The following is a 25,775-nucleotide window of genomic DNA, read 5'->3' as shown; positions in this document are numbered from 1 at the left end:
GTCTGCGCCCCTGCGTTCCACAAGCCGAGACACCTCGTCCCGAACTCCTGGACGGTGCTGCCATAGTGATCCCTGGCCCCGTTAGATGTAACGAGCAACCAGGAATGGCGTGGACACCGGCGAGAGCAGCACCGAACCCCAGACACCCGCCGCCGAGAAGGCACCGCCGCCCCGACGCGGCTGGCGCCGCTGGGCGATGGACACCCGCCCGCTGCGCATACCGGCCTACCGCCGGCTGTGGAGCTCGACCATCGTCACGGCCGTCGGCAGCCAGCTCACCGCCGTCGCGGTGCCCAAGCAGATCTACGACATCACCGGCTCCTCCGCCTGGGTCGGCGCCGCCAGCATGGCCGGCCTGCTGCCGCTGATCGTGTTCGCGCTGTGGGGCGGCGCGATCGCCGACACCATGGACCGCCGCAAGCTGCTCCTGATCACCAACACAGGCATCGCCGTCACCTCGGTGCTGTTCTGGCTCCAGGCGGTCAGCGGGCTCGACTCGGTGGCGTTGCTGATGGTCCTGCTCGCGGTGCAGCAGGCGTTCTGGGGTCTCAACTCCCCGGCCCGCAACGCGTCCATCGCCCGCCTGGTGCCAGGGGACCAGCTGCCCGCGGCCAACGCCCTCGGCTCGACCGTCATGCAGACGGGCCAGGTGATGGGCCCGCTGCTCGCGGGTGTCCTGATCCCGGTGATCGGCCTGCCGGAGCTGTATCTCATCGACGCCCTGGCGCTGTGCGTCACGGTGTGGGCCGTCCACCGGCTGCCCTCCCTGCCGCCGCTCGCCGGCTCGGCGGCGCGCCGGGCGGGCGTGCGCGAGATCGCCGAGGGCTTCCGGTACATCTCCGCGCACAAGGTGCTGCTGCTGTCCTTCCTCGCGGACATCATCGCCATGGTCCTCGGCATGCCCCGGGCCCTGTTCCCGCAGCTCGCCTCCGAGACCTACGCCCCGTACGGCGAAGGATTCGCGCTCGGCCTGCTGTTCGCCGCGATCCCGATCGGGGCGGTGGTCGGCGGGTTGTTCTCCGGCACGTTCTCGCGGGTCCGCCGGCACGGCTGGATGGTCATCGGGGCGGTCGTCGCCTGGGGCGCGGCCATCACCGGGTTCGGGCTGAGCGGGAGTCTGTGGCTCGCCGTGGTGTTCCTGGCCGCGGCCGGGGTCGCCGACATGGTCTCCATGGTCTTCCGCGGCGCGATCCTGCTCTCCGCAGCCACCGACGAGATGCGCGGCCGGATGCAGGGCGTCTTCACGGTCGTCGTCGCGGGCGGCCCCCGCCTCGCGGACGTCCTGCACGGCACCGCCGGCTCCGCGTTCGGGGCCCGCACCGCGGTCGCCGGCGGCGGTCTCCTGGTCGTCGCCGTGATGCTGGCCCTGGCCCTCGCCGTGCCTGCACTGCGCCGCTACCGCGTCTGAGGCCCGCGGACCCTAGACGACACCGCCCCGGCGCGAGCCGTACTGCTCCATGAGCTTGCCCCGGGTCGTCTCCAGACGGTGGGCGAGGATCTCGGCGACGGTGCGGACCAGGATCATGCCCAGTTGCCGGTCCTCCTCGCACAGCCGCAGCACCGCCGCCGCGTCGAACTCGTAGGCCCGCACCGGGCTGAAGGCCTCCGCTCCGAAGTCCCACCGGTACGGCGGGAACAGCCAGGACCAGCCGAGCAGATCGCCCGAGCCGAGTCCGGCGACGGTGACCCGGTGATGAGTGGTGACCTGCTGGGTCAGCGAGACCGCTCCGGAGCGGATGACCCAGAAGCGGTCGGCCGTGCCGCCCGCCTCGAAGATGTGGAAGTCCTCGGGGAAGGAGACCTCCTTGGCGAGCGTCATCAGGCTCTGGCGCTGCGGCTGAGGCAGAGCGGTCAGCAGTTTGGTCGCTTTGGTCATGACGCGGGGCTCCTCGCCGGCGATGGATTCCGGTGTTGTGCCTACGCCCATTTCAGCGGCTGCCGCTCTCGGGGGCACCTCGGCGGAGGCGAGGATCTGCTCGGGACATGAAAAAGCCCTGGCTGGACGGGGGAGGCCAGCCAGGGCAGTCAGAGGTGGTGTCGGAGGACGGTGTGTCGACCCCGTCACCACGTATGGATGAACCGTAAACCATCCATGGCGATTTCGCGCAACCCGCGACGAGGTCCGTGACCGGTTTCACTTGCCGGACGCGTTTGCGACCCTGATCGTCTCCCACTCCGCGTCGATGGGATCTCCCACGGCGTCGGTCAATCGGTCCGGTCCGCGGGGCCCGAGGAGCGGCTGCCGGGCCTGACCACCTCGTCCAGCACCCGGGTCACCGCCTCGTAGGCCAGGGTGCGTACGGCGGCCTCCCGGGCGGCCTGGGGATCGGAGGACTGCAACTCGTCGCTCCGCGCCCGCCAGGACTGTTCCTCCTCCGCCGCACAGGCCCGGGCGCGCTGGATCCGGCGCAGCAGTTCATCTGAGTCCACGACATCCGTCATGTCGATCGCGTACCCCGTGAATGCGATCGAAAGACAGGGCACCCGCCCGAGACAGGGAGGTTTGACCGGGCACGGAGAGGTGAGCCGATGAAGAGAGGCCCACGGAGAGCGCGCGCCGCACAGCGGTCACCGTGTCCGTGGGCCGGGCCGGGCCCGGCTTCCGCAGCACCGACATGAGAGCCATTCGATCAATCGATCAGGAGCTACGTCATGTGCGACGAGCACAAGACCGAGGCCACCCCCCAATTCTCCGTCGCGCGCCGCCGCGTAGGACCCCGGCCGTGCAGGCCGGCCGAGGCACGCCGGGCGGTCGAACGGGCCGTGTCCGAACGGGCCGGCGCCACCCACACCCCCTGCGACCCGCAGGCCCTCTCGGACGCGCTGCTCGTCGCCTCGGAACTCACCACCAACGCCATCCTGCACGGTGGCGGCATCACCGACTTCCGCGTCACCGTCGAGGGCCGGGGCGTGTGCGTCTCGGTCAGCGACCGCAGTGCCGCGCCGCCGGTCGCCAAGGAGCCCGTCGACCCGCAAGGCAGGTGGCGGCCCGGCGGTCACGGCTGGCCGATCGTCTGCCGGCTGGCCCGCGACGTCCGTGTGACCGACCTGCCCACGGGCGGGAAGTGCATCACCGCCGTGGTGCCGCTGAGCTGAACCGGCACTCCTGGGGAAGCCGCCGGAAACGGAGTTTCGACAGCGGGGTTTGTGCCCCATGCAGCAGGGCAGACGCAGTTTCGTGCTTCGGACCGGAGGCGCGCCAGCGGGAGCGTTATGGCTGCTGCGGGCCCCCTTCGGCGGTCCGGGCGACCTTTCCTCCCGCGGTCTGTCCCTGAACCCGTTCTTCAGGAGCGAATCCGCATGCTCACCGACACGTCGACCAACCGTCCCACCGCGCAGGACCGTCCCACGACCTCCGGCAGGCGGCGGCACGACGACGCCCCCGACACCATGGCTGTCTTCGCCCGGCTGGCCGGGCTGGAGGAAGGCCCCGAGCGCGACGCCCTGCGCGACGAACTCGTCAACGCCTGGCTCCCCATGGCCCACCGCATCGCGGGCCGGTTCCGCGACCGCGGCGAGTCGCTGGAGGATCTGCGCCAGGTCGCCGCCCTCGGGCTCGTGAAGGCCATCGACCGGTTCGAACCGGAACGCGGAGCCTTCGAGAGCTATGCCGTGCCCACCATCACCGGCGAGGTCAAGCGCCACTTCCGCGACCGCATGTGGGCCCTGCGGGTGCCCCGCCGCGTGCAGGAACTGCGCAACAAGGTGCGGGTGGCCCGCCGCGAGCTCACCCAGAACCCTGGTGCCGCCGAACCGACACCCGCCGAACTCGCCGCCCACACCGGCCTGACCGAGGAAGAGGTCACCACCGGCCTGGAGGCCCTCGAAAGCTTCAGCACACTGTCCCTGGACGCCGAACTCTCGAGCGGCGACGACGGCTACAGCCTCGCCGACACCCTGGGCGGCCCGGACACGGCGTACGACGTCGTGGTCGACCGCGAGTCCGCCAAGGAGGGACTGCGCAGGCTGCCCGAACGCGAGCGCGCCATTCTCTACATGCGCTTCTTCGAGGACATGACACAAAGCCGCATCGCCGACCAGCTCGGCATCTCGCAGATGCACGTCTCGCGCCTCATCAGCCGCAGCTGCGCACGCGTGCGTGACGAGGCGCTGGCCGACCGCGCGAGGCGGCAGGCCGACGGACCGGACGAGGCCTGAGAGCACGAGGAGGGGGAACCAGATGCTGATACCGAACCGCACCTTCCTGAGGCGGCTCGTCGAGGAGTACGAGGCGCTGCGGGCCGAGGAGACCGCGAACGCGGCCGAACCGGGCCCACGGGCCCGCGACCTCGCCTACACGCTCTGTGTATCCACCGGCACGCGGGACGTGCGGCTGGCCCTGGAGACGGCTCACCGCCTGCTCGCGGCCATGCCCGAACGCGCGCGACTGGCCGACTAACCGTATTCCGCGTGACCGCCCGTCAGGACGGTCCCGATCTCCCAGGGGGACCGACATGACCACGAGCTCCACGGCAGGAAAAGCCCGGATCGGAGCCGGACGAGCGGCACGCGGCTCCATGACGGAGTACGCGGCCCGCGCGGGCTTCACCGCCCGCGGAGTGATCTACCTGCTGGTCGGTGTACTGGCGCTCCAGATCGCCTTCGGCGACGGCGGGCGCCAGGCCGACCGCGGCGGCGCCCTCGCCGCCCTCGCCGACAAACCGTTCGGCTCCGTCGTCCTGTGGGCGCTGGGCATCGGGCTCGTCGGCATGGCCCTGTGGCGGCTGTCCGAGGTGGTGTTCGGCGCGGTCGGTCCCGACGGCCGCAAGGCGACGAAACGGCTGCTGTCCGCGGTCCGCTGCGTCTTCTACGCGTTCGTCGCCTATTCCGTGCTGTCCTTCGCCGCCGGGTCCGGCAGCGGCGGATCCAGCGACAAGCAGTCCAAGGACGTCACCGCCCGGGTCCTGGACTGGCCCGGCGGGCAGTGGCTCGTGGGCGCGGCGGGCATCGGTGTCGCGGTGGCCGGCGTGTGGATCGCCGTTCAGGCGCTGCGCAGGTCCTTCCACGACAAGCTCAAGCTGGCCGAGATGAGTGCGCGGATCAGGAAGCTGGTCGACGTGACCGGGGTCGGCGGCGGTCTCGCTCGTGGAGTGGTGTTCACCGCGGCGGGCGCCTTCGCCGTCCGCGCCGCGGTCGACTACGAGCCCAAGAAGGCCAAGGGCCTGGACGACACGCTCCGCTCCTTCGCCGACACCCCGCTCGGGCCCTGGCTGCTCGTCCTGATCGCCGTCGGGCTGGTGCTGTTCGGGGTGTTCTCCTTCGCGATGGCCCGCTGGCGGCGGGTCTGAGCGGCGTGACACGGGGAACCCGGTCCTCATGAACGAACCCGAGCTTCCGCCCGACGGTAGGCCCGTGGACGTCTACCTGGACCTGTTGCGCATCCGCATGGACTCGAACGACTACGAACAACTGCTCGACGTGGTCCGTCCGGTCCTGCGGGCGATCGAGGAACAACAACTGCCCGCGCTGGACTTCGCGCTCGAGGACAGTCAGCAGGACGGTCTGCCCCAGGAGGTCCGCGACGAGGCCGCCCTGGTCATCGCCACCGCGGTGACCGGCCGCCTGGACAACAAGGTGATCGAACTGCATGTCGACGACAGCCCCAGCCCGATCCGGGTGGTCACCGACGCGGAAACGGCCTCCGACCCGGTCCGCCTCGGTGAGATCGCCGACTACATCCGCGAACGCCGGCGGCTCGACGACGAGCTGCGTGGCATCGCCGAGGTGAGCGGTCTGCCCACGGACCTGTGACCACAGCGCCCTACCTTCCGGGCGCCGCGACCGGCACGTCCAGCGGCCGGGCCAGACCCACCAGGGTCTCGTCCAGCCGCTGGACGTGCCGCAGCACGCGGTCGGTGACCCGGCCGAAGCGCGGAGTGCCGGGCGTCTCGGTCTCCAGGAGCGACGCGATGCTCGGCCCGGTCTCGACCCGGGCAGTGGAGCGCTCGTCGGCGACATGCGCCGCGATCGCCGCGATGTTGGCCCCGATGCGCCGGCCGGCCCGGCGCAGTCGCGGATCCGCCGCGATCGAGGGGTGCGTGGGCAGCAGTTCGGCCGTGGCCGCCAGCGAACGCGCGTGGTACGCGCACGTCTCCAGCAGCGCCACCACGTAGCGGGCCGTGTCGCGCCGGGCCCGCAGCGGTGTGATCGGATGCGTGAGCGGCTGCGTGGCCGCCCTGAGGTCGGCCAGCGCCTGGTCCAGGTCGCGCGCCTGATCGAGCAGTTCGACCGGCGAGCCGCCGCTGAGCTGATCGACGGCGGCCTCGGTGACCTCGTCGAGGCGCTCCAGGACGGTGACGAGCAGGTCGTTCGTACGGCGGTCCGTGCGCACCGGGAGGACGAAGGCCGCCGCGATGACCCCGCAGGCCGCCCCGAGGGCCGTCTCCTCCACGCGCAGCACCAGCACCGAGAGGCTGTAGGTGTGCAGCAGCGTGTAGAGCAGGCCCAGCGCGGCGGTGACGAAGAACGACATCAGGGTGTAGGAGAGGGGCGCGGTGTAGAACATCGCGAACACCAGCACCAGCACCAGGGCGAACGCCGTCCAGGTGTGCTGCCCCACCGCCCCCGCCAGCACGATGCCGGCCAGCACGCCGAGGACGGTGCCCAGCAGCCGTCGGTAGCCCTTGACCAGGATCTCGCCGGTGGACGCGGTGTTGATGAAGACGATCCAGCAGGTGAGCACGGCCCAGTACCAGCGCTGGCTGGAGAGGAACTCGCCGCCGACGATGGCGAGCGAGGACCCCACGGCGACCTGCACCGCGGCCCGGGTCGTGGGTCGCCTGAGCCCCGTGAGCTCCTCCTGCTCGCCGTCCTCCTCGCTGGCGTCGAGGACGGCGTCCTCGGCGTCCAGCTCCTCGCGCGAGCGGGCCGTCGCGGGGGAGTCGTCCGACTCGTCCTGCGGGCCATCCAGGGCGATCCTGAGGCCCAGCACCGCACGGGCGGCCTCGCCGATGCCCCGGAAGACGTCCTGGACGGCGGGCGGCGCGGGCGGAAGGTTCTCCTCCTCGCGGTAGCCGAGAAGCCGGTTGCGGATCTGGGACAGGGCGGTGCCGGACCGGGCGGCGGCCGGACGCAGCACCAGTTGTCGCAGCGCCTCCAGATCGCGGCGCACCCTGGCCATCGCCTCGTCGCGGCCGGGCATCCGGCCCGCCCGCGGGGCCGGCGCGCCCGGCAGATGCAGGGTGAGGGTGTCGGCACGCTCGGCGCTGCGGGCCGTCAGCAGCAACAGGCCGAGGCGCTCGGCGGCGATCTCCGCGTCCGCGACACGCCGCTGCACGAGCCGCGCCGCGGCCTCGCTGGAAGTGCCCTCCTCCAGCCGCCCCTGGATCATCAGCGCCGTCTCGTGCAGCCGCGCGGTCCCCTCGCGGACGGACTCCAAGGCGTCGTCGATCTCCTCCGGCCCGGCGTCCAGCAGCTGGAGCTGCGTGGACACCAACTGGGCCAGCCTGGCCCGAAACGCCTCCCGCAGGCGTTCGAGGAGGCCCGCGGGAGTCTCCGGCACCAGCAGGAAGCGGGCCACCGCGCTGGACAGGAAGGCGACGCCGAGGACGCCGTACAGCTCGGGCAGGCCGGAGACGGTGGCGCCGACGAACAGCGACACGAAGTAGACCTGGAAGCCGATCAGACCGAGCGAGGTGCCCCGGTCGCCGAAGCGGCGGCCGTAGACGGCGCAGAAGATCAGCACGACGAAGAAGAGGTCACCGGCCAGCACCCGGGAGCTCAGGAGCGCGCCCAGCGACATCGAGGCAGCGGCCACCGGGAGACCCAGGGCGAGGGTCACGGCCTGCTGGCTACGCTGCTTCTCCCGGATGGCGAAGGTCGCGACCATCGCCGCGATGGCACCGGCCACCAGGTGCGCCACGCTGGACCCCAGCACACCGAGCACGGCCAGCGTGAGCGCGATCGCGCCCACCGTGCGCAGTCCGGCGGCCAGCCGGAGCAGCCCCGGGTCCGACGCCGCGACCCGATCCCGCAGCCTCGCTGTGTCCACTCCGCCGCTCTCACTCCCGTGTCACGTCATGATCCGTTCCAGCATGGCACGACGGGGTGGCTGACCTGCCGCCGGCCTCCGCGGGGGTGTGGGCGACCAGCTCCATGTGCCGGGTCAGGGGTGAGGAGCGGACGAGTTCCTGCCACTCGGCGACGGGGCGGCCGTGCTTCGTCTCACGACCGCCGACCGGCCGGAAACCGATCGGCGGCCCGGAGCGACGCCCGCCGCACCTACTCGCCCAGCTGCGGCGTCCCCTCGACCTGCGCCCTGACCTGTTCCGGCGTCAGATACGCGTCGGTGTACTCGAAGTCCCTCAGCTTGGCGGGCTTGCGGGCCTGGAAGCCGGTGCGGACGAAATCGTCGCCCGCGATCGCGTTGAGCGTCCAGTTCGTGGCCACGCGCACCTTGGCGACGTTGGTGCGCAGCGCCGCCCAGTGGTAGCCGCGGGCGGCGAACTGGGCGGGCAGACCGCGCAGTTCGATGCCGAGCGGCTTGGAGACGGCGTCCGTGCCGCCGAGGTCGACGACCAGTCCCAGGTCCTTGTGGACGTACGGCTTCAGCGCCTGGCCCCGCAGCGTCGCGATGACGTTGTCGGCGACCGTCTTGCCCTGGCGCATGGCGTGCTGCGCGGTGGGCGGGCAGATCGCGCTCTCGTCGTCCTTGGCCTTGTCGGGCACGGCGGCGGAGTCGCCGAGCGCGAAGACGCCGTCCTGACCCGGCAGGGTCATCTCGGCGGTGACCGCGAGCCGTCCGCGAACCGTTTCGGCGCCGAGGGTGGCGATCAGTGGGCTCGCGACGACACCGGCCGTCCAGATCAGGGTCCGGGTGGGGATCACCCGGCCGTCGGTGAAGGTGACCTCCTCGGGACCCGCCTTCTCGATGGAGACACCCAGCGACACGTCGATGCCGCGCCTGCGCAGGATCTCCTGCGCGCTGCGGCCGAGTTTGTCGCCCAGCTCCGGCATCAACTTCGGGGCGATGTCGATGAGATGCCACTTGATCAGCGACGGGTCGATGCGCGGGTAGCGCTTGACCGCCGCGTGGGTGAGCTTCTGCAGACAGGCCGCCGTCTCGGTACCGGCGTATCCGCCGCCGACGACCACGAACTGGAGCCGGGCCGCCCGCTCGGCCGGGTCATGGCTGGCGTCCGCGAGGTCCAGCTGGGAGATGACGTGGTCGCGGATGTAGGCGGCCTCGGCGAGAGTCTTCATGCCGAAGGCGTGCTCGGTGAGGCCGGGGATGTCGAAGGTGCGGGTGATGCTGCCGGGAGCCAGCACGATGTAGTCGTACGGCTCGTTGACGATCTCGTCGGTGATGGTGCGGATCACGCACACCTTGGACTTGAGGTCCACGCCGATCGCGCCGCCCGGGATGATCCGGGTGCGGTACCTCTTGCTGCGGCGCAGGGAGACGGCGATCGACTGGGGCGTCAGGACGCCGGAGGCGACCTGGGGGAGCAGAGGGAGATAGAGCTGGTAGGCGAACGGCGTCACCAGGGTGACGTCCGCTTCGTCCGGGGAGAGTTTGCGCTCCAGCCGGCGCACGCACTCGACACCGGCGAAGCCGGCGCCGACCACCAGGATCCTGGGTCGTGTCACGGTGTTCATCCCTTTCTGCGGCTCCAGGCGGTCTGCCTCGAACGCACTTCGTGTGCCCGAGCGGGCGCGACGAATGCGTCGAGGACCACCTTGCCCGTCCCGGCCTGAAAGTGCACCAAGAGAAAGGTGAAGGAGGTGGGCGGACCGGACGCCGGGAAACCGCTTGTGAGGGTGCCGGTCGCCGAATGTGTGTGCGGCAGAAGGGTATGGGGTGCTGTGGGCCCGCCCGCAGCAGCGAGCCGGGGCCCGTGCAGCGCTCGGGAGGGAAGGAGCAGTGTGACCACCGACAGAATCTGGTCGTACGCGCCGGACAGCGGCTACGTCGAGGGACAGGACCTGACAGGTTTCGGCGTCGTCGCGAGCGACGGCACGATCGGACACGTGGACCGGCAGGCCGACCCCCAGGGCCTGCACCACCTCGTCGTCGACACGGGCGTGTGGATCTTCGGCAGGAGTGTTCTGGTCCCGGTGGGCGTCGTCACCCACGTCGACACCGAAGGCCGGCGGGTCACGCTGGCCTGCACCGGATCGCAGGTGAAGGCGGCCCCCCGTTTCCGCACCGACAGCGAGACCAGGGACCGGGAGTACCTCGCGGCGGTCGGCGCCTACTATCTGCGGCTCACGGCCACCGCCTGAGCGGATCCGGGGAAAGGCGACCGGGGGACGTCACCACGGCAGGAAGACGTGCACGTCCTTGCCGCGTTCGTCCGTCACCACGCTGACCTGGTCGCACAGTGCGTGGACGAGATGCCAGCCGATGCCGCCGCCGCCCGTGCGCGGGTCGAAGGAGCGGGGGGCGGGCGGCGTCGAGTTGGTGTCCCGCAGCGTCACGTGGACCCCGTCGAAGGTGCGGCGCATCCGCAGCACGAAGGGGCCGGGAGCGTACTGGACGGCGTTGGCGGCGAGTTCCGTGACCACCAGCAGGATGTCGTCCCAGTGCTCGGGGGTCGCGGGCGGCACGCTCTCGCCGAGGTCGCTCAGGAATTCCTCAGCGGCCAGCCGCGCACCCGTCACGCATTGGGGTTCGCCCGCGAAACGGGTGGTGCGGCTCGGAATCGCCTCGGAAGTCAGTGTCTCGTCCCAGTGCGGCTCGGTGCCGTGCCGCTCGCGCGGCCCGGCGTCAGCGGGTTGTCGTACTCTCTCATGTCACCACTGAGCCGTGTTCCCGAGGGGACGCGGCCCAATCGTCCTCACCTCCCGGAACGCGGGCCGCGTGCGGTGTTTCACCGGAACATTTTCACCGGAACATGTCGTCCGAGTCGTCCCAGCTCAGCAGGTCCTCCGCCGGGGTGCGCCGGGCTCCTGCCGAGCGGGCCTGGTACATCGCGTCGATCTCCAGCGCGTACCGGCGCACTATCTCGTCCCGGCGCAGCTTCATCGACGGCGTCAGCAGGCCGTTGGCCAGGTCGAACGGCTCCGACAGCACCCGGAACACCCGGATCGACTCCGCACGCGAGACCGTGCTGTTGGCGGCGGCCACGGCTCGCGCGATCTCCTCCCGCAGTGCGTTCTCCTCCCGGGCCTCCCGCGCCGAGGGATCCTGCTGGGCCGCCATGACTCCGCGCCAGTGGGCCAGGAACACCGGGTCCAGGGTGAGCAGGGCGCCCACGCAGGGCCGGTTGTCCCCCACCACCACGGCCTGGTGGATGAGCGGATGCATCCGCAGCCGGTGTTCGAGGGCGGCCGGGGCGACGCTCTTGCCGCTGGTGGTGACGATGATGTCCTTCTTGCGGCCGGTGATCGTCAGATAGCCGTCGGCGTCCAGCCGCCCGAGGTCCCCGGTGGCCAGCCAACCGCCGTACAGCGCGGCCCGGGTCGAGGCCTCGTCGTTGACGTAGCCCTGGAAGACGGACGGCCCGCGCACGAGGATCTCCCCGTCGTCCGCCACCCGCAGGTCCACGCCGGGCAGGGGGCGGCCCACGGTCCCGGACTTCTCCCGGCCCAGCGGCTGCATGGTGATCCCGCCGCTGGTCTCGGTGAGGCCGTATCCGTCGTGCACGTAGATGCCGATACCCTCGTAGAACAGGGAGAGTTCACGGTTGAGGGTGGAGCCGCCCGAGGTGGCACGCCGGGCCCGGCCGCCCAGCGCGGCCCGCAGCCTGCGGTACACCGTCCGCTCGTACAGGGCGTGCTGGAGCCGCAGGTCGAACCCGGGACCGGGGCCCTCGCCCAGCCGCTGCCGCTCGCAGGCCAGGGCGAAGTCCCGTGCCGTGTCGGCGGCCCGCTCGAACAGGACGCCGCGGCCCGACTGCTGGGAGGCCCGCAGGAAGTTCTTGTAGATCTTCTCGAAGACCGAGGGGACGGCGTAGAAGTAGGTGGGGCGGAAGGACTGCAGGGCCGCCGCCAGTGCCTCCTCGCCCAGGTCGGGCTCGTGGGCCATGAGCAGACCGCCGCGGATGCACAAGCCCTGGATCATGAGGCCGTACACGTGCGAGAAGGGCAGGAAGGCGAGGACGGACGGCTGCTGTCCCTGGGGTGCCGTGATGTGGCGCCAGCCCTCCAGCAGGGTGTCGACCGGACTCGCGAGGCCGCGGTGGCTGAGCGCGCAGCCCAGCGGATGGCCGGTGGTGCCGGAGGTGTAGGCGACGACCGCGGTGGAGTCCGGCAGCACGATGCGGCGCAGTGACTCGACCGTGGCGAGCGGGATCATGCCGCCCCGCTCCGCCAGTTCCTCCAGCGCGTCCGCGTCCAGCTGCCAGACGTGGCGCAGTCGGGGCAGCGAGGCGCACACCGAGCCGACCGTCATCACCGCCTGCTCGTCCTCCACCACCACGGCCACACAGCCCGCGTCGCGCAGGATCCAAGCGACCTGTTCGCGCGAGGACGTCGGATAGATCGGCACGACCTCGGCGCCGACCGTCCACAGCGCATAGCTGAGGACCGTCCACTCGTAACGGGTGCGCGCCATGATCGCCACGCGGTGGCCGGGCGAGATCCCGGACGCCACCAGTCCCTTGGCGAGGTCCACGACCTCGTCCCGCAGCTCCACGGCCGTGACCTCCTGCCAGCCGCCCGAGGAGCCCTCGGGACGGCGGGCGAGGACCGGCAGGGTGGGGTCGAGTTCCGCCCTCTCGAAGACGCTGTCGGCCAGGCCACCGCTGGAGCGCGAGATGGTCCGGGGAGCGAGGGCGAAGTCGCGCATGCGCTGCTCCTGACGTGTACGGGCTGTGACTGCGCCGACGGGCTCGGTCATCGGCGGTGCTCGAATCTAGCCCAGGTGTGAGCGGGCGGTCCCTGGAATACGGAAGTAAGCGGTCACCCGTGATCTGGTCGAGATCGGGGCCCTCCGACCGCATGAGTCACACGCCGCGTTCGCCCTGGTGTACGCGCTCGTCCCGGCCCTGTGAGACCTATGTCTGGGTCAGCCGCACGCACTCGGTGACCACGTCGCGCAGGCTCCCCGTGCGTTCCAGCAGCTCGCGCTGGACCCGGGCGCCGTTGCCGTGCCGCAGCAGTTCGGCGCAGGACTCGCGGGCCCGGTCCAGGTCACCGCTGTCGGCCAGCGCGTCCTCGACGTGCTCCAGCAGGGCCCGCACCACCGTCTCGGCGGGCATGCGGTGCATGGTCGCCGGGTGGAGCAGCTCCTCCGACAGGCCGGAGCGCGCAGCCCGCCAGGCCGCCAGCCGCAGCAGGCTCACGCTGTGCGTCTCCGCCTCCGTGCCGGCCCGCCACTCGCGTGCGGCCGTCTCCACCAGCCCGCGGGCGAGGGTGGCCAGGAGCGCGGCGGTGTCCGCGTGCAGACAGACGTCCGCGACCCGGATCTCCACCGTGGGGAAGTTCCGGGACAACCGGGCGTCGAAGTAGATCATCCCCTCGTCCAGGATGACGCCGGTCGCCACCATGCCCGCGACCCGCCGGTGATAGCGCTCCGCGGAGCGGAACGGCTCGGTCGGACCGGCCGAGGGCCAGCGCTGCCACACCCGGCTGCGGTAACTGCTGTAACCGGTGTCCTTGCCCTGCCAGAACGGCGAGTTGGCACTGATCGCGGCCAGCACGGTCAACCAGGGCTGGATCCGGTCGACGACGGCGACGCCCTCCTCGTCGGACTCCACGGACACATGGACATGGCAGCCCATGACGAGCTGCTCCTGGGTGGCGATGCCGTACTGCTCCGCCATCCACTGATAGCGGCGGCCGACACCCACGGACGGGCTGACCGGCAGGGGTGAGGTCGCCAGGGAGACCACGGCGCAACCACTGTCGCCGGCGAGCCGGGCGGCCTCCTTGCGGCAGCGCACGATCTCCGCGCGCAGCTCGTCCATGCCCGACTGAGGGTGGGTGGCGAACTCCACCATCTGGTTGTGCAGTTCCTTCTCGAAGACCTCCTGGCCCGGCTCGTCCTGCGCGGCCCGCGCGAGCACGGCCGCGGACAGCGCCTGCGGCTCGCCGGTCTCGGGGTCGACCAGGAGGAGTTCCTCCTCCACTCCGACGGTGCGCACGTGATGCTGCCCCTTCTGTGGCCCCCTGCGACGACGAGGATGCTCGTTCTCGTACGACCCCGACTGCCCCTTCGAGACGGTCGGACACCTCCGTGTCGCCCCCGGACCTCAGTCGGGCACCGGGACCAGCCACACCGTCGCGAGCGGCGGCAGGGTGAGCCGCAGCGCCCCGTCCTCGGCCTTGACCGGGTCCCGCCGCACGATGTCGCCGCCGCCGTACCGGGCGGCGTCGGTGTTGAGGGACTCCTGCCACAGGGGGAGGCCCTCGGGGACGGTGAGGCGATAGTCCTCGCGCACGACGGGGGAGAGGTTCGAGACCGCGAGCAACGGGCCGCCCGCCGCGTCGAAGCGGAGGAAGGCGAAGACGTTGTCCTCGGCCGCGTCCCCGACCACCCACCGGAAACCGCCGGGGTCGGTGTCGCGCTCCCACAGGGCGGGGGTGGCGCGGTAGACGGTGTTCAGATCGCGCACGAGATCGCGGACGCCCCGGTGGTCGGCCTCGGCCCCGTACTGCGGGTCCAGCAGCCACCAGTCGGGCCCATGGGCCTCGGACCACTCGGCGCCCTGGGCGAACTCCTGCCCCATGAAGAGGAGTTGCTTGCCCGGGTGGGCCCACATGAAGCCGAGGTAGGCGCGATGGTTGGCGCGCTGCTGCCACCAGTCGCCCGGCATCTTCGACACCAGGGCCTGCTTGCCGTGGACGACCTCGTCGTGGGAGATCGGCAGGACGTAGTTCTCGCTGTAGGCGTACACCATCGAGAAGGTCATCTCGTTGTGGTGGTACTTGCGGTGCACCGGCTCATGGCTGATGTAGCCGAGCGAGTCGTGCATCCAGCCCATGTTCCACTTCAGGCCGAAGCCCAGGCCCCCGCTGTCCGTGGGCCGGGTCACGCCGTCCCAGGCCGTGGACTCCTCGGCGATCGTGACGACACCGGGTGCCCGGCGGTACACGGTCGCGTTCATCTCCTGGAGGAAGGCGACCGCCGCGAGATCCTCCCGGCCCCCGAACACATTGGGGCTCCACTGGCCGGAGTCGCGCGAGTAGTCCAGGTACAGCATCGAGGCGACCGCGTCCACGCGCAGGCCGTCGATGTGGAACTCCTCGCACCAGTACACGGCGTTGGCGACCAGGAAGTTGCGCACCTCGACGCGCCCGAGGTCGAACTCGTACGTCCCCCAGTCCGGGTGCTCGGCCCGCCGGGAGTCTCCGGGTTCGTACAGCGGTTCCCCGTCGAAACGGGCCAGCGCCCAGTCGTCCTTGGGGAAGTGGGCAGGCACCCAGTCCATGATCACGCCGATGCCCGCCCGGTGGAGGGCGTCCACGAGATGCCGGAAGTCGTCGGGGGTGCCGAGCCGGGAGGTCGGCGCGTAGAACCCGGTGACCTGGTAGCCCCAGGAGCCGCCGAAGGGGTGCTCGGCGACCGGCATCAGCTCGACATGGGTGAAGCCGAGGTCCTTCACATAGGAAGGAAGCTCCTCGGCCAGCTGACGGTACGTCGATCCCTTGCGCCAGGACGGAAGATGGACCTCGTACACCGAGAACGGCGCCTGGTGCACCGGCACCTCGCCCCGTCGGGCCATCCACTCCTGGTCGTTCCACTCGAAGTGCGAGGAGGTCACCACGGACGCGGTCGCGGGCGGCACCTCGGTGCTGCGCGCCATCGGGTCGGACTTGAGGAACCGGTCGCCGCGACGCGAGGTGATCTCGAACTTGTAGCGGGCGCCCTCGCCGATCCCCGGCAGGAACAGCTCCCACACCCCGGACGAGCCGAGCGAGCGCATCGGGAAGGCCTGCCCGTCCCAGAAGGTGAACTCCCCGGCCACCCGGACCCCCTGGGCGTTCGGAGCCCAGACGGCGAAACGGGTGCCGGTCACCCCCTCGTGGGTCATCGGCTCGGCGCCGAGCGCCTTCCACAGCTGTTCGTGGCGGCCCTCGCGGATGAGATGGAGGTCGGTCTCGCCGAGCGCGGGCAGGAAGCGGTAGGGGTCGTGCACCTCCTGCTCGCCGTCCGCGTACGACACCAGCAGGGTGTAGTCGGGGATCGCGGCGAGGGGCAGCAGACCGGAGAACAGGCCGTCGCCCTCCGAGGCCAGCGGTCTGCGCTCGCCGTCGATCACGACGCTCACCGCGCGGGCGAAGGGGCGCAGGGCGCGGAAGACGATCCCGCCCGCGGCCGGGTGGGCGCCGAGCAGGGCGTGCGGATCGTGGTGGGCACCGGCCAGCAGCCGGCCCCGGTCCGCGGGGTCGAGCGCCGGGGCCGGGGCACAGTGCGCCGGTCCGGACGGCTCGGGCAGTGTGGTGTCGCGCAGGGCCACGGCTCAGTCTCCTCTCACGGCGAGGCGTTCGATCGCCGCCATCGGCACGGGCAGCCAGTCGGGGCGGTGCCGTGCCTCGTACAGGACCTCGTAGACGGCCCGGTCGGTCTCGTAGGCGCGCAGCAGGCCGTGCTTCTTGCGCGGGTCCCACCCGGCGAGGGCGGCATAGCCCCCGCAGAAGGCCTCCCGGCAGCGGCGCGCCCACTCCGGCCGCCAGGGCCGGCGCTGCCGGGCCGCGTAGTCGAAGGAGCGCAGCATGCCCGCGATGTCCCGCACCGGGGACTGCGCGGTGCACCGTTCGGCGAGCGGGCGGGACGGTTCGCCCTCGAAGTCGATGACGAACCACTCACGGCCCGCCCGCAGCACCTGCCCCAGATGCAGATCACCGTGGACGCGCTGCGCGGGGGGCCCGGAGTCGCAGGTGGCGAGCGCGCCGAAGGCACCGCGCAGCCCGGGGACGAACGGCCGCAGCGCCGGCACGCTGTGCGCGGCGGAGTCCAGCCGTTCGGTCATCGCGGCCGCCGTGGCGCCGTTGTCGTCGTGGCCGCTGCCGGGGAAGGCGGCGGCCAGCGCGAGGTGCACCTCGGCCATGGCCCGCCCGAGCTCGTGCGCCTGCACGGTGAAGTCGTCACCCGAGGCCAGCGCCTGCAGGGCCAGTGCCCAGCCGTCGGACGCGTCGCGCAGATAGGGCTGGAGCACGCCGAGGGTCGCCTCCTGCGGCTGCGTGGTCCTGAACCAGGCGACCGGGGTCGGCACCCGACGGCAGCCCTGTGCGGCCAGCGCCGCGGGCACCTCCAGGTCCGGATTGATCCCGGGCTGGATGCGCCGGAAGACCTTCAGGATGAGCTCGTCTCCGTACACCAGCGAGGAGTTCGACTGCTCCGCCTCCAGCAGCCGCGGCGGGAGGCCCGCGGGCACCCGGGCCGACGGGGTGCGCTCGAAGCGCAGGGGGCCGGCGGTGCCCGGATGCCGCAGCCGCTCCAGCAGCAGCTGGGCCGAGCGCGGATCGTGCAGGGCATCGAAGACGGTGAGGCCGGCCAGCGGGCCCTGCTCCACCCGGCCGATGAGGGCGCGGCCGAGACGCGGCGAGAGGTGCTTGCGCACGCCGAGCAGCAACTGGTAGCAGTCTCCCGTCGGGGCGCCGCCGGGTGCGGGCATCCCGCCGTGACCGGTGTGGACCAGCAGATGCAGACAGCCCGGGAACAGCTCGGTCGTCGACAGCAGTTCGAGCTCGCTCACCGGGCGGTCCTTGCCCGCGAACCAGCGCTGCCGCGGCAGCCATTGGCGCAGCAGCCCGTCGAGCGAGGCCATGAGATCGGTCGCGAGCACGGGTCTCGAGCTGATCGATGCGGTCTTCGGCATGGTGACGCGTCCTTTCGTCGGCACGCTCACAGGCGTCGGCCGATGCGGGATGCGACTCGGGAGAGCCGGAACCAGTAGAAGCCGTGCCCGCCGAGGGTCAGCAGGTACGGCAGTTCACCGATGGCCGGAAAGCGCACCCCGCCGAACAACTCGACCGGGTGCCGTCCATTGAACTCACGGAGATCCAGCTCGGTGGGCTGGGCGAACCGCGAGAAGTTGTTCACGCACAGGACCAGGTCGTCCTCGTACTCCCTGAGGAAGGCCAGCACCGCCGGGTTCGAGGACTGGAGCTCGGTGAAGGTGCCGAGGCCGAACGCCGGGTTCTGCTTGCGGATCTCGATCATGCGGCGGGTCCAGTGCAGCAGGGAGGACGGCGAGGCCATCGAGGCCTCGACGTTGGTGACCTGGTGCCCGTAGACCGGATCCATGATGATCGGCAGGTTGAGCCGTCCCGGATCGGCGGTGGAGAAGCCCGCGTTGCGGTCGGGGGTCCACTGCATGGGGGTGCGTACGGCGTCCCGGTCGCCGAGCCAGATGTTGTCGCCCATGCCGATCTCGTCGCCGTAGTAGAGGATCGGCGAGCCGGGGAGCGACAGGAGCAGGGCGGTGAACAGCTCGATGGTGTCCCGGTCGTTGTCGAGCAGGGGGGCGAGCCGCCTGCGGATGCCGATGTTGGCGCGCATCCGTGGGTCCTTCGCGTACTCGGCCCACATGTAGTCGCGTTCCTCGTCGGTGACCATTTCGAGGGTGAGCTCGTCGTGGTTCCTGAGGAAGATGCCCCACTGGCAGCTGGAGGGGATGGCGGGGGTCTTGGCGAGGATCTCCGAGATGGGGTAGCGGGACTCGCGGCGGACGGCCATGAAGATGCGGGGCATGACGGGGAAGTGGAAGGCCATGTGGCACTCGTCGCCGCCGGCCTGGTAGTCGCCGAAGTAGTCGACGACGTCCTCCGGCCACTGGTTCGCCTCCGCCAGCAGCACCGTGTCCGGGTACATCGCGTCGATCTCGCGGCGCACCCGCTTCAGGAACTGGTGAGTGGCGGGCAGGTTCTCGCAGTTGGTGCCCTCCGCCGCGTACAGATAGGGGACGGCGTCGAGGCGGAAGCCGTCGATGCCGAGGTCCAGCCAGAAGCGCAGGGCGGCCAGGATCTCCTCCTGGACCGCCGGGTTCTCGTAGTTGAGGTCCGGCTGGTGGGAGAAGAAGCGGTGGAAGTAGTACTGGCCGCGCACCGGGTCGTGGCTCCAGTTGGAGGCCTCGGTGTCGACGAAGATGATCCGCGCTTCCTCGTACTGCTTGTCGTCGTCGGCCCACATGTAATAGTCGCCGTACGGCCCGTCCGGGTTCTTGCGGGACTCCTGGAACCACGGGTGCTGGTCGCTGGTGTGGTTCATGACGAAGTCGATGATCACGCGCATGCCGCGCTGGTGGGCGGCGTCGACGAACTCCACGAAGTCGGCGAGGTCACCGAACTCCGGAAGGACGGCGGTGTAGTCGGAGACGTCGTACCCGCCGTCCCGGAGCGGCGACTTGAAGAAGGGCGGCAGCCACAGGCAGTCGACACCGAGCCACTGGAGGTAGTCCAGTTTGGCGGTCAGGCCCTTGAGGTCGCCGACACCGTCGCCGTTGCTGTCCTGGAAGGAGCGGACCAGCACCTCGTAGAAGACCGCGCGCTTGAACCAGTCGGGGTCCCGGTCCTTGGCGGGGGTGTCCTCGAAGGTGTCGTGGACGGGCTCGTTGACAGTCACGCTGTGGATCCTCCGATCTGAGGCGCCGACCTACGGACCTGGAACACGTGCGCGGGCGCCCGGCCGGGATCCAGGCGCACATAGTTGTCTCTGCCCCAGTGATAGGTCTCATCCGTCAGTTCGTCGTGGACGGACAGGGACTCGTGCCGTTGCAGGCCGAGTTGCGGCATGTCCAACGAGACCGTGGCCTCCTGGGTGTGGTGCGGATCGAGGTTCACGACCACCAGAACCGTGTCGTCGCCCGCGCGCTTGCTGTAGGCGATGACGGCGTCGTTGTCGGTGTGGTGGAAGCGGATGTTCCGCAGACGTTGGAGGGCGGGATGGCGGCGCCTGATGGTGTTGAGCTGGGTGATCAGGGGGGCGAGGGAGTCGGGGGTGTCCCAGTCGCGGGCCTTGAGCTGGTATTTCTCCGAGTCGAGGTATTCCTCGCTGCCCTCGCGCAGGGGGGTGTTCTCGGCGAGTTCGTAGCCGGAGTAGATGCCCCAGGTCGGTGAGAGGGTCGCCGCCAGGACCGCGCGCAGCGCGAACGCGGGCCGGCCGCCGTGCTGGAGGAAGGCGTGCAGGATGTCGGGGGTGTTGGCGAAGAAGTTCGGCCGCATGTAGGAGGCCGCCTCACCGGAGAGCTCGGTCAGGTACTCGGTGAGCTCCTGCTTGGTGGTGCGCCAGGTGAAGTACGTGTACGACTGCTGGAAGCCGATCTGGGCCAGGGTGTGCATCATCGCCGGGCGGGTGAACGCCTCCGCCAGGAAGATCACGTCCGGGTCGGTGGCGTTGATCCCGGCGATCACCCGTTCCCAGAACACGACCGGCTTGGTGTGCGGGTTGTCCACCCGGAAGATCCGCACCCCGTGGTCCATCCAGTGCCGCAGCACCCGGCTCGTCTCCGCGATCAGACCCTCCAGATCCGCGTCGAAGGCGATCGGGTAGATGTCCTGGTACTTCTTCGGCGGGTTCTCCGCGTACGCGATCGTGCCGTCCGGACGGTGATGGAACCACTCCGGGTGCTTGTGCACCCAGGGATGATCAGGGGAGCACTGCAGCGCGAAGTCCAGCGCGATCTCCAGCCCCTGCGCCGCGGCCTGTCCGACGAACCAGTCGAAGTCCTCGATCGTGCCCAGATCCGGGTGCACGGCGTCATGGCCGCCCTCCGGCGAGCCGATCGCCCACGGCACCCCCACATCGTCCGGCCCGGCCGACAGCGTGTTGTTGCGGCCCTTGCGGAAGGTGCCGCCGATCGGATGGATAGGCGGCAGATACACCACGTCGAAGCCCATCGCCGCGATCGCCGGCAACCGCCGGGCCGCGGTACGGAACGTCCCGTGCGGCTGCTCCGGCGTGCCTTCCGAGCGCGGGAAGAACTCGTACCACGACCCGAACAGCGCCCGCTCCCGCTCCACCAGCAGCGGCAGCGTCTCCGACGCCGTGATCAACTCCCGCAACGGATGGCGGGCCAGCACCGCGTCCACCTCCGGTGTCAGCGCGGCGGCCAGACGGGTGGCGACCGGCAGCGAGTCGTCGGCGAGGGTCTTCGCCGCGGCCAGCAGCACCGCGTGCTGTGCGCCCTCCGGGACGCCCGCCGCCGCCCGGGTGTGGAGCTCGGCGCCCTCCTCCAGGACCAGACCGGTGTCGATACCGGCAGGAACCTTTATGCGGGCGACCCGGCGCCAGGTCTCCACCGGATCGCTCCAGGCCTCGACGCGATACGTCCAGCGGCCCTCGACGTCCGGGGTGACCTCCGCGCCCCAGCGATCGCTGCCGGGGGCCAGCTCCCGCATCGGCGTCCACGGACCGTGCCGGCCCTCCGGGTCGGTCAGGACGACATTCGCGGCGACCGCGTCATGGCCCTCGCGGAACACCGTCGCGGTGACCTCGAAGGTCTCTCCCACGACCGCCTTCGCAGGGCGCCTGCCGGACTCGACGGCAGGGCGGACGTCCCGTACCGGGATGCGGCCGATGACCGGGGTGGAACTCATGCTCTCGCCTCCGCCGTGCTCGAGGCCGGGCGCTGACTGCGCCCGGCCGGGGATCCAAGCTGCGCCGGAAGGGTGTTACCTCCCCGCGGGGGAACGTTCCGCGGATCTCGGCGGACCACGTCTGGCGACGGCACCCGCGCGGGGGAGGTCGCTCTGCTCCTGCAGATAGGCCACCACGCTGGAGCGCAGATAGCGCTCGGCGGCCTCGGCCGCCTCGCGCGCGCAGCGCTTGCCCATCAGCACGCACAGCGTGTAGCCGGAGTCCTCGAAGGTGGCCCGGACGGTGCGGTCGGCGGGGGAGGCCAGCATGACGCGCTCCCAGGCGCGATACCGCCGCAGTTGCCTGGCGACTTCGGCTTTGGCCGGTAGCAGCATGGCGCCGTTCACCTTTCGAGGGCTGGAGCAGATCCGGGACTCGCGAGATCTTCACTCATGGTGCACGTGTAACGACTCAGCGTCTTGTTGGGCCTTCAATCACCTCCTCCATCTCAGTGACCGCTCGTGTTGCACGAATGGCGTATCACTCCCACCCTGGAGTGACTCTGAAGCGATCAGCACTCACGCTCCGTGTTTTCGGGGCCCGGTCCCGCGGGGACCGGGAGGAGCGGGAGCTTCGCCGGTGAGGAGCGAGCGACGATGAAGACCGCAGTGCCCTGCTACTACCACCTCGACGTGGAGGTCAGCCCGGAACGGGTCGGGCAGGTCAGGCGCATCCTGGCCGCCCATCTACGGCTCTGGGACCTGGAGACCCTGGTCGAGCCCGTCTGCCGTGGTGCCGAACTGCTGCTCAAGGCCATCGACGAGCACGCGACGGACAAGAACACCTCCATCGAGCTGTGGTGGAACGGCCAGCACCTCATCACCGCCGTCGCCGAGAACGACTGCGATCTGCGCCCGGACCTGGATCTGCGCGGCTGCCTGGAACGGATCGCCGCGATGAGCGACGGCTGGGGCTGCTGTGCCACCGACACCGGCAGCAAGGTCATCTGGTTCTCGCAGCGGGCCCGCGCCGGCGGGCGCGTCCCGCTCGTGCCGACGGCCCCCGAGCCCAGCCTGCGGGAGGTGCTCCAGGTGCCGCGCGAGACGCCGGTCGCGGTCCTGGCCGCCGCCACTGCCGACGGCGGGTGCTGAGCGTGCCGTCGTCCAGGAAGAAGCCGTACAAGAACGGGAAGCGGGTGCCGGCCTGGAGCGGGCACCCCTACCCGCTGGGGGCCTCGTTCGACGGCGAGGGAACCAACTTCGCGCTGTTCAGCGAGGTCGCCGAGCGGGTCGAACTCGTCCTGGTCGACGAGCGGGGCGCCCACACCGGCGTCCCGCTGACCGAGGTCGACGGCTTCGTCTGGCACGGCTTCGTGCCGGGCGTCGGGCCGGGGCAGCGTTACGGCTACCGGGTGCACGGACCCTGGCAGCCCTCGCTGGGCCACCGGTGCGATCCGGCGAAGCTGCTCCTCGACCCGTACGCCAAGGCGGTGGACGGGCAGATGGACAACCACCCCTCGCTGTACACCCCCGAGGCCGACAGCGCCGGGCACACCATGCTCGGCGTGGTCACCGACCCGGCCTTCGACTGGGGCGACGACCGGCCGCCCAGGCGCTTCTACGCCGACAGCGTGATCTACGAGGCCCATGTCCGCGGACTCACCCGCACCCACCCCGACGTCCCGCCGGAACTGCGCGGCACCTACGCCGGGCTCGCCCACCCCGCGGTGATCGAGCACCTGACCTCGCTCGGCGTGACCGCCGTCGAGCTGATGCCGGTGCACCAGTTCGTGCACGACGGGGTGCTCCAGGACCGCGGCCTCGCCAACTACTGGGGCTACAACACGATCGGATTCTTCGCGCCCCACAACGCCTACGCCGCCCACGGCACGCGCGGCCAGCAGGTCACCGAGTTCAAGGCGATGGTCAAGGCGCTGCACGCGGCCGGCCTCGAAGTGATCCTCGACGTCGTCTACAACCACACCGCCGAGGGCAACGAGAAGGGGCCCACGCTGTCCTTCCGGGGCATCGACAACGCCTCGTACTACCGTCTGGTGGACGGTGACTGGGGGCACTACTACGACACCACCGGCACCGGCAACAGCCTGCTGATGCGGCATCCCTACGTGCTCCAGCTGATCATGGACTCGCTGCGGTACTGGGTGACCGAGATGCATGTCGACGGCTTCCGCTTCGACCTCGCGGCCACCCTGGCCCGGCAGTTCCACGAGGTGGACCGGCTCTCCGCGTTCTTCGACCTCATCCAGCAGGACCCGGTGATCAGCCGCGTCAAGCTGATCGCCGAGCCGTGGGACGTGGGGGAGGGCGGCTACCAGGTCGGCAACTTCCCGCAGCTGTGGTCGGAGTGGAACGGCAAGTACCGGGACGCCGTACGGGACTTCTGGCGCGCCGAGCCGCACACGCTCGGTGAGTTCGCCTCCCGGCTGACCGGCTCCTCCGACCTGTACCAGCACAGCAGGCGGCGGCCGCGCGCCAGCGTCAACTTCGTGACCGCGCACGACGGCTTCACCCTGCGCGACCTCGTCTCGTACAACGACAAGCACAACGAGGCCAACGGGGAGGGCGGTCAGGACGGGGAGAGCACCAACCGGTCCTGGAACTGCGGGGCCGAGGGCGCCAGCGACGACCCCGGCGTCCTGGAGCTGCGGGCCCGGCAGCAGCGCAACTTCCTGGCCACCCTGTTGCTCTCGCAGGGCATCCCGATGCTCTGCCACGGCGACGAGCTCGGCCGCACCCAGCAGGGCAACAACAACGCCTACTGCCAGGACAACGAAGTCTCCTGGATCGACTGGGAGCTGAGCGAGGAGCAGCGCGAACTGGCCGACTTCACGCGGCAGGTGATCGGCCTGCGCGCGGCGCACCCCGTTCTGCGCCGACGCCGGTTCTTCCGGGGCGAGACCGTGACCCACGCGGGGCAGCCGTTGCCGGACCTGGTCTGGCTGCTGCCGGACGCCCGCGAGATGGCCGAGGAGGACTGGCAGCGCTCCGACGCGCACGCGGTCGGGGTCTTCCTCAACGGCGACGCCATCGCCGAACCCGACCCGCGGGGGAACCGGGTGGTCGACGACTCGTTCCTGCTGCTGCTGAACGGCCACTGGGAACCCGTCGACTTCCGGCTGCCGGACCCCGCGTACGGCGAACGCTGGACGACCGTGCTCGACACGGCCGAGCCCCAGGGCGCCGACGAGGCGGAACACAAGGCCGGCACGGAGATGACGGTCGAGGCCCGCAGCCTGGTCCTGCTGTCGAGACCGTCCCGCGCGGGGGAGTGAGGCAAGGCCCGCCCAGCCCCGAGGAGGCGTGCGGCCGGATGTCGGACGAGCTGGTGCGCGGGACCGGGTTCGGCGTGGGCCGTCGGGGCCTCGCGCTCAGTGGGTGCGGCGTGAGGTCACCGTGAACTGGGCGCCGTCGGGGTCGCGCAGGACGGCCTCGGTGGTGTCGTGCGAGAGCACGCTGCCGCCGTGGACCTCCGCCGCCTTGGCGCAGGCGGTCACGTCCGCGACCGCGAAGTGGACCTGCCAGTGCGGCCGGATACCGGGATCGGGGGCGGAGCCCAGCGCCCCCGACTCGATGCGCGCCACCACGGCGCCCCCGCTGCGCAGCACCACCTCGCCGCCCTCGTAGCGCACCTCGCAGCAGCCGGGCCGTTCCGAGGCCCAGTCGAAGACCTCGCCGTAGAAGATCGCGGCGTCGAACGCGTCGCGGGTGTGCAGCCGCACGAAGGCGGGCTGGGCCCGTCGCCAGACCTCCCAGTTGGCGACGAGCTCGCCCTCCCAGATGCCGAAGGTCGCTCCGTCGCGGTCGGAGAGCAGTGCCGCGCGGCCGGGCGGGAAGGACAGCGGACCGACCGCCAGGGTGCCGCCGCGCTCCTGCACACGGGCCACCGCCTCGTCCGCGCTGGGCACCGCGAAGTACGGCGTCCAGGCCACCGCCATCTGCCACATCGAGGCCACCGCGGCGATCCCCGCGACCGGCGTGCCGTTCGCCAGCGCGACCCGGAAGCGCTCGCCGAGCTTCGCGGGCCTCCACTCCCACCCGAGGACGGCACCGTAGAACTCCTCCGTGGTCTGCTCGTCGCGGCTGGTCAGGCTCACCCAGCAGGGGGCACCGAAGACATGGTGGGTGGAGACGACGTCCGCGGTCGCGGCGGGATGTCTCGGATCGTGGTTCATGGCAGTCGCGTCCTGCTCTCGTCGGCCGGCGGCCACCGGGCGGTCTTGTACCAGTCTCTGTCCGGAACCGCCTCGGGCGCCTGCCGAGTACCCCCGGGGAGGCGCCGAAACGATGGCCGGCCCGGCCGCGCCGGCCCCGGAGGCGGGGACCCGTTCGAGTGCCAGGAGGGAGGCCGAGTG

At 71.0% G+C, this 25,775-nt stretch carries 22 protein-coding genes and 1 pseudogene; 9 read left to right on the top strand and 14 right to left on the bottom strand.

The window, feature by feature from the left end:
* Window positions 1-109: 109 nt before the first annotated feature.
* Window positions 110-1,408, top strand: coding sequence for an MFS transporter (locus IOD14_RS24745; protein ID WP_212671556.1), 1,299 nt, complete (start codon window positions 110-112; stop codon window positions 1,406-1,408).
* A gap of 12 nt (window positions 1,409-1,420) precedes the next feature.
* Here IOD14_RS24745 and IOD14_RS24740 read toward each other — a convergent pair whose 3' ends face one another.
* Window positions 1,421-1,876, bottom strand: a complete 456-nt coding sequence (locus tag IOD14_RS24740) for a cyclic nucleotide-binding domain-containing protein (RefSeq protein ID WP_123987003.1) — start codon at window positions 1,874-1,876, stop codon at window positions 1,421-1,423.
* A 329-nt stretch (window positions 1,877-2,205) separates the two neighbouring features.
* On the bottom strand, window positions 2,206-2,442 hold the full coding sequence (locus IOD14_RS24735; RefSeq protein WP_123987002.1) for a hypothetical protein: 237 nt from the start codon (window positions 2,440-2,442) through the stop codon (window positions 2,206-2,208).
* Between the two features lie 210 nt (window positions 2,443-2,652).
* Here IOD14_RS24735 and IOD14_RS24730 point away from each other — a divergent pair, with 210 nt between their 5' ends.
* The 5 genes from IOD14_RS24730 to IOD14_RS24710 all read left to right on the top strand — a co-directional run bounded on the left by IOD14_RS24730 (window position 2,653) and on the right by IOD14_RS24710 (window position 5,751).
* A complete protein-coding gene (locus IOD14_RS24730) occupies window positions 2,653-3,096 on the top strand; it encodes an ATP-binding protein (protein WP_123987001.1) in 444 nt (147 codons plus the stop codon).
* Window positions 3,097-3,300: 204 nt separating this feature from the next.
* On the top strand, window positions 3,301-4,158 hold the full coding sequence (locus tag IOD14_RS24725; protein ID WP_123987000.1) for a SigB/SigF/SigG family RNA polymerase sigma factor: 858 nt from the start codon (window positions 3,301-3,303) through the stop codon (window positions 4,156-4,158).
* Between the two features lie 22 nt (window positions 4,159-4,180).
* Window positions 4,181-4,399, top strand: a complete 219-nt coding sequence (locus IOD14_RS24720; RefSeq protein ID WP_123986999.1) for a DUF5133 domain-containing protein — start codon at window positions 4,181-4,183, stop codon at window positions 4,397-4,399.
* Window positions 4,400-4,454: 55 nt separating this feature from the next.
* A complete protein-coding gene (locus IOD14_RS24715) occupies window positions 4,455-5,288 on the top strand; it encodes a DUF1206 domain-containing protein (RefSeq protein ID WP_123986998.1) in 834 nt (277 codons plus the stop codon).
* A gap of 28 nt (window positions 5,289-5,316) precedes the next feature.
* Window positions 5,317-5,751: a hypothetical protein gene (locus IOD14_RS24710; protein ID WP_212671555.1), complete on the top strand. Its 435-nt coding sequence runs from the start codon at window positions 5,317-5,319 to the stop codon at window positions 5,749-5,751.
* A gap of 10 nt (window positions 5,752-5,761) precedes the next feature.
* Here IOD14_RS24710 and IOD14_RS24705 read toward each other — a convergent pair whose 3' ends face one another.
* From IOD14_RS24705 to IOD14_RS24700, 3 genes and pseudogenes are all read right to left on the bottom strand, one after another.
* Complete coding sequence (locus IOD14_RS24705) at window positions 5,762-7,990, bottom strand: FUSC family protein (RefSeq protein ID WP_212671554.1); 2,229 nt, start codon at window positions 7,988-7,990, stop codon at window positions 5,762-5,764.
* 91 nt (window positions 7,991-8,081) lie between these two features.
* A pseudogene (locus tag IOD14_RS44515) lies at window positions 8,082-8,192 on the bottom strand (DUF4287 domain-containing protein); the annotation flags it as partial.
* Window positions 8,193-8,220: 28 nt separating this feature from the next.
* Window positions 8,221-9,597: an NAD(P)/FAD-dependent oxidoreductase gene (locus IOD14_RS24700; protein ID WP_123986995.1), complete on the bottom strand. Its 1,377-nt coding sequence runs from the start codon at window positions 9,595-9,597 to the stop codon at window positions 8,221-8,223.
* Between the two features lie 267 nt (window positions 9,598-9,864).
* Here IOD14_RS24700 and IOD14_RS24695 point away from each other — a divergent pair, with 267 nt between their 5' ends.
* Window positions 9,865-10,224: a PRC-barrel domain containing protein gene (locus IOD14_RS24695; protein WP_123986994.1), complete on the top strand. Its 360-nt coding sequence runs from the start codon at window positions 9,865-9,867 to the stop codon at window positions 10,222-10,224.
* Window positions 10,225-10,254: 30 nt separating this feature from the next.
* Here the strand turns inward: IOD14_RS24695 and IOD14_RS24690 are convergent, their stop codons facing one another.
* The 8 genes from IOD14_RS24690 to IOD14_RS24655 form a co-directional block, all read right to left on the bottom strand.
* Window positions 10,255-10,659, bottom strand: a complete 405-nt coding sequence (locus IOD14_RS24690) for an ATP-binding protein (protein WP_123986993.1) — start codon at window positions 10,657-10,659, stop codon at window positions 10,255-10,257.
* Window positions 10,660-10,825: 166 nt separating this feature from the next.
* A complete protein-coding gene (locus IOD14_RS24685) occupies window positions 10,826-12,730 on the bottom strand; it encodes an AMP-dependent synthetase/ligase (protein WP_123986992.1) in 1,905 nt (634 codons plus the stop codon).
* A 208-nt stretch (window positions 12,731-12,938) separates the two neighbouring features.
* On the bottom strand, window positions 12,939-14,027 hold the full coding sequence (locus IOD14_RS24680) for a glutamate--cysteine ligase (protein WP_123986991.1): 1,089 nt from the start codon (window positions 14,025-14,027) through the stop codon (window positions 12,939-12,941).
* A gap of 108 nt (window positions 14,028-14,135) precedes the next feature.
* Window positions 14,136-16,343, bottom strand: coding sequence for a 1,4-alpha-glucan branching enzyme (gene glgB, locus IOD14_RS24675; protein ID WP_212671553.1), 2,208 nt, complete (start codon window positions 16,341-16,343; stop codon window positions 14,136-14,138).
* A 3-nt stretch (window positions 16,344-16,346) separates the two neighbouring features.
* Window positions 16,347-17,705, bottom strand: coding sequence for a maltokinase (locus IOD14_RS24670; protein ID WP_123986989.1), 1,359 nt, complete (start codon window positions 17,703-17,705; stop codon window positions 16,347-16,349).
* A 26-nt stretch (window positions 17,706-17,731) separates the two neighbouring features.
* A complete protein-coding gene (treS, locus tag IOD14_RS24665) occupies window positions 17,732-19,450 on the bottom strand; it encodes a maltose alpha-D-glucosyltransferase (protein ID WP_212671552.1) in 1,719 nt (572 codons plus the stop codon).
* On the bottom strand, window positions 19,447-21,423 hold the full coding sequence (locus IOD14_RS24660; RefSeq protein WP_212671551.1) for an alpha-1,4-glucan--maltose-1-phosphate maltosyltransferase: 1,977 nt from the start codon (window positions 21,421-21,423) through the stop codon (window positions 19,447-19,449). The genes treS and IOD14_RS24660 overlap by 4 nt, the downstream gene beginning before the upstream one ends.
* A gap of 75 nt (window positions 21,424-21,498) precedes the next feature.
* Window positions 21,499-21,798 carry a DUF5133 domain-containing protein gene (locus IOD14_RS24655; protein ID WP_123986986.1) on the bottom strand — a complete coding sequence of 100 codons (300 nt, stop codon included), beginning with the start codon at window positions 21,796-21,798 and terminating at the stop codon, window positions 21,499-21,501.
* Window positions 21,799-22,059: 261 nt separating this feature from the next.
* Here IOD14_RS24655 and IOD14_RS24650 point away from each other — a divergent pair, with 261 nt between their 5' ends.
* Both IOD14_RS24650 and glgX read left to right on the top strand, forming a co-directional pair.
* Window positions 22,060-22,554 carry a pep a2 gene (locus tag IOD14_RS24650; protein WP_123986985.1) on the top strand — a complete coding sequence of 165 codons (495 nt, stop codon included), beginning with the start codon at window positions 22,060-22,062 and terminating at the stop codon, window positions 22,552-22,554.
* 44 nt (window positions 22,555-22,598) lie between these two features.
* The gene (gene glgX, locus IOD14_RS24645; RefSeq protein WP_212673387.1) at window positions 22,599-24,695 is read left to right on the top strand and encodes a glycogen debranching protein GlgX; all 2,097 of its coding nucleotides are present in this window, start codon (window positions 22,599-22,601) and stop codon (window positions 24,693-24,695) included.
* Window positions 24,696-24,791: 96 nt separating this feature from the next.
* On the opposite strand, the gene IOD14_RS24640 is transcribed toward glgX, so the two are convergent.
* The gene (locus IOD14_RS24640; protein WP_123986983.1) at window positions 24,792-25,595 is read right to left on the bottom strand and encodes a VOC family protein; all 804 of its coding nucleotides are present in this window, start codon (window positions 25,593-25,595) and stop codon (window positions 24,792-24,794) included.
* Between the last annotated feature and the right edge of the window lie 180 nt (window positions 25,596-25,775).

Origin of the sequence: Streptomyces sp. A2-16 (assembly GCF_018128905.1) — a bacterium.
GTDB lineage: Bacteria > Actinomycetota > Actinomycetes > Streptomycetales > Streptomycetaceae > Streptomyces.
The sequence above is the reverse complement of the archived record's forward strand: the minus strand, read 5'-3'. Positions and strand labels throughout refer to the sequence as shown.

Bases quoted from the DNA above. Each gene is read 5' to 3' on its own strand.
- IOD14_RS24655 (WP_123986986.1), bottom strand. From the start codon at position 21,798: ATGCTGCTACCGGCCAAAGCCGAAGTCGCCAGGCAACTGCGGCGGTAT.
- IOD14_RS24735 (WP_123987002.1), bottom strand. From the start codon at position 2,442: ATGACGGATGTCGTGGACTCAGATGAACTGCTGCGCCGGATCCAGCGC.
- IOD14_RS24640 (WP_123986983.1), bottom strand. From the start codon at position 25,595: ATGAACCACGATCCGAGACATCCCGCCGCGACCGCGGACGTCGTCTCC.
- IOD14_RS24710 (WP_212671555.1), top strand. From the start codon at position 5,317: ATGAACGAACCCGAGCTTCCGCCCGACGGTAGGCCCGTGGACGTCTAC.
- IOD14_RS24740 (WP_123987003.1), bottom strand. From the start codon at position 1,876: ATGACCAAAGCGACCAAACTGCTGACCGCTCTGCCTCAGCCGCAGCGC.
- IOD14_RS24650 (WP_123986985.1), top strand. From the start codon at position 22,060: ATGAAGACCGCAGTGCCCTGCTACTACCACCTCGACGTGGAGGTCAGC.
- IOD14_RS24725 (WP_123987000.1), top strand. From the start codon at position 3,301: ATGCTCACCGACACGTCGACCAACCGTCCCACCGCGCAGGACCGTCCC.
- IOD14_RS24715 (WP_123986998.1), top strand. From the start codon at position 4,455: ATGACCACGAGCTCCACGGCAGGAAAAGCCCGGATCGGAGCCGGACGA.
- IOD14_RS24720 (WP_123986999.1), top strand. From the start codon at position 4,181: ATGCTGATACCGAACCGCACCTTCCTGAGGCGGCTCGTCGAGGAGTAC.
- IOD14_RS24730 (WP_123987001.1), top strand. From the start codon at position 2,653: ATGTGCGACGAGCACAAGACCGAGGCCACCCCCCAATTCTCCGTCGCG.
- IOD14_RS24685 (WP_123986992.1), bottom strand. From the start codon at position 12,730: ATGCGCGACTTCGCCCTCGCTCCCCGGACCATCTCGCGCTCCAGCGGT.
- IOD14_RS24660 (WP_212671551.1), bottom strand. From the start codon at position 21,423: ATGAGTTCCACCCCGGTCATCGGCCGCATCCCGGTACGGGACGTCCGC.
- IOD14_RS24670 (WP_123986989.1), bottom strand. From the start codon at position 17,705: ATGCCGAAGACCGCATCGATCAGCTCGAGACCCGTGCTCGCGACCGAT.
- IOD14_RS24700 (WP_123986995.1), bottom strand. From the start codon at position 9,597: ATGAACACCGTGACACGACCCAGGATCCTGGTGGTCGGCGCCGGCTTC.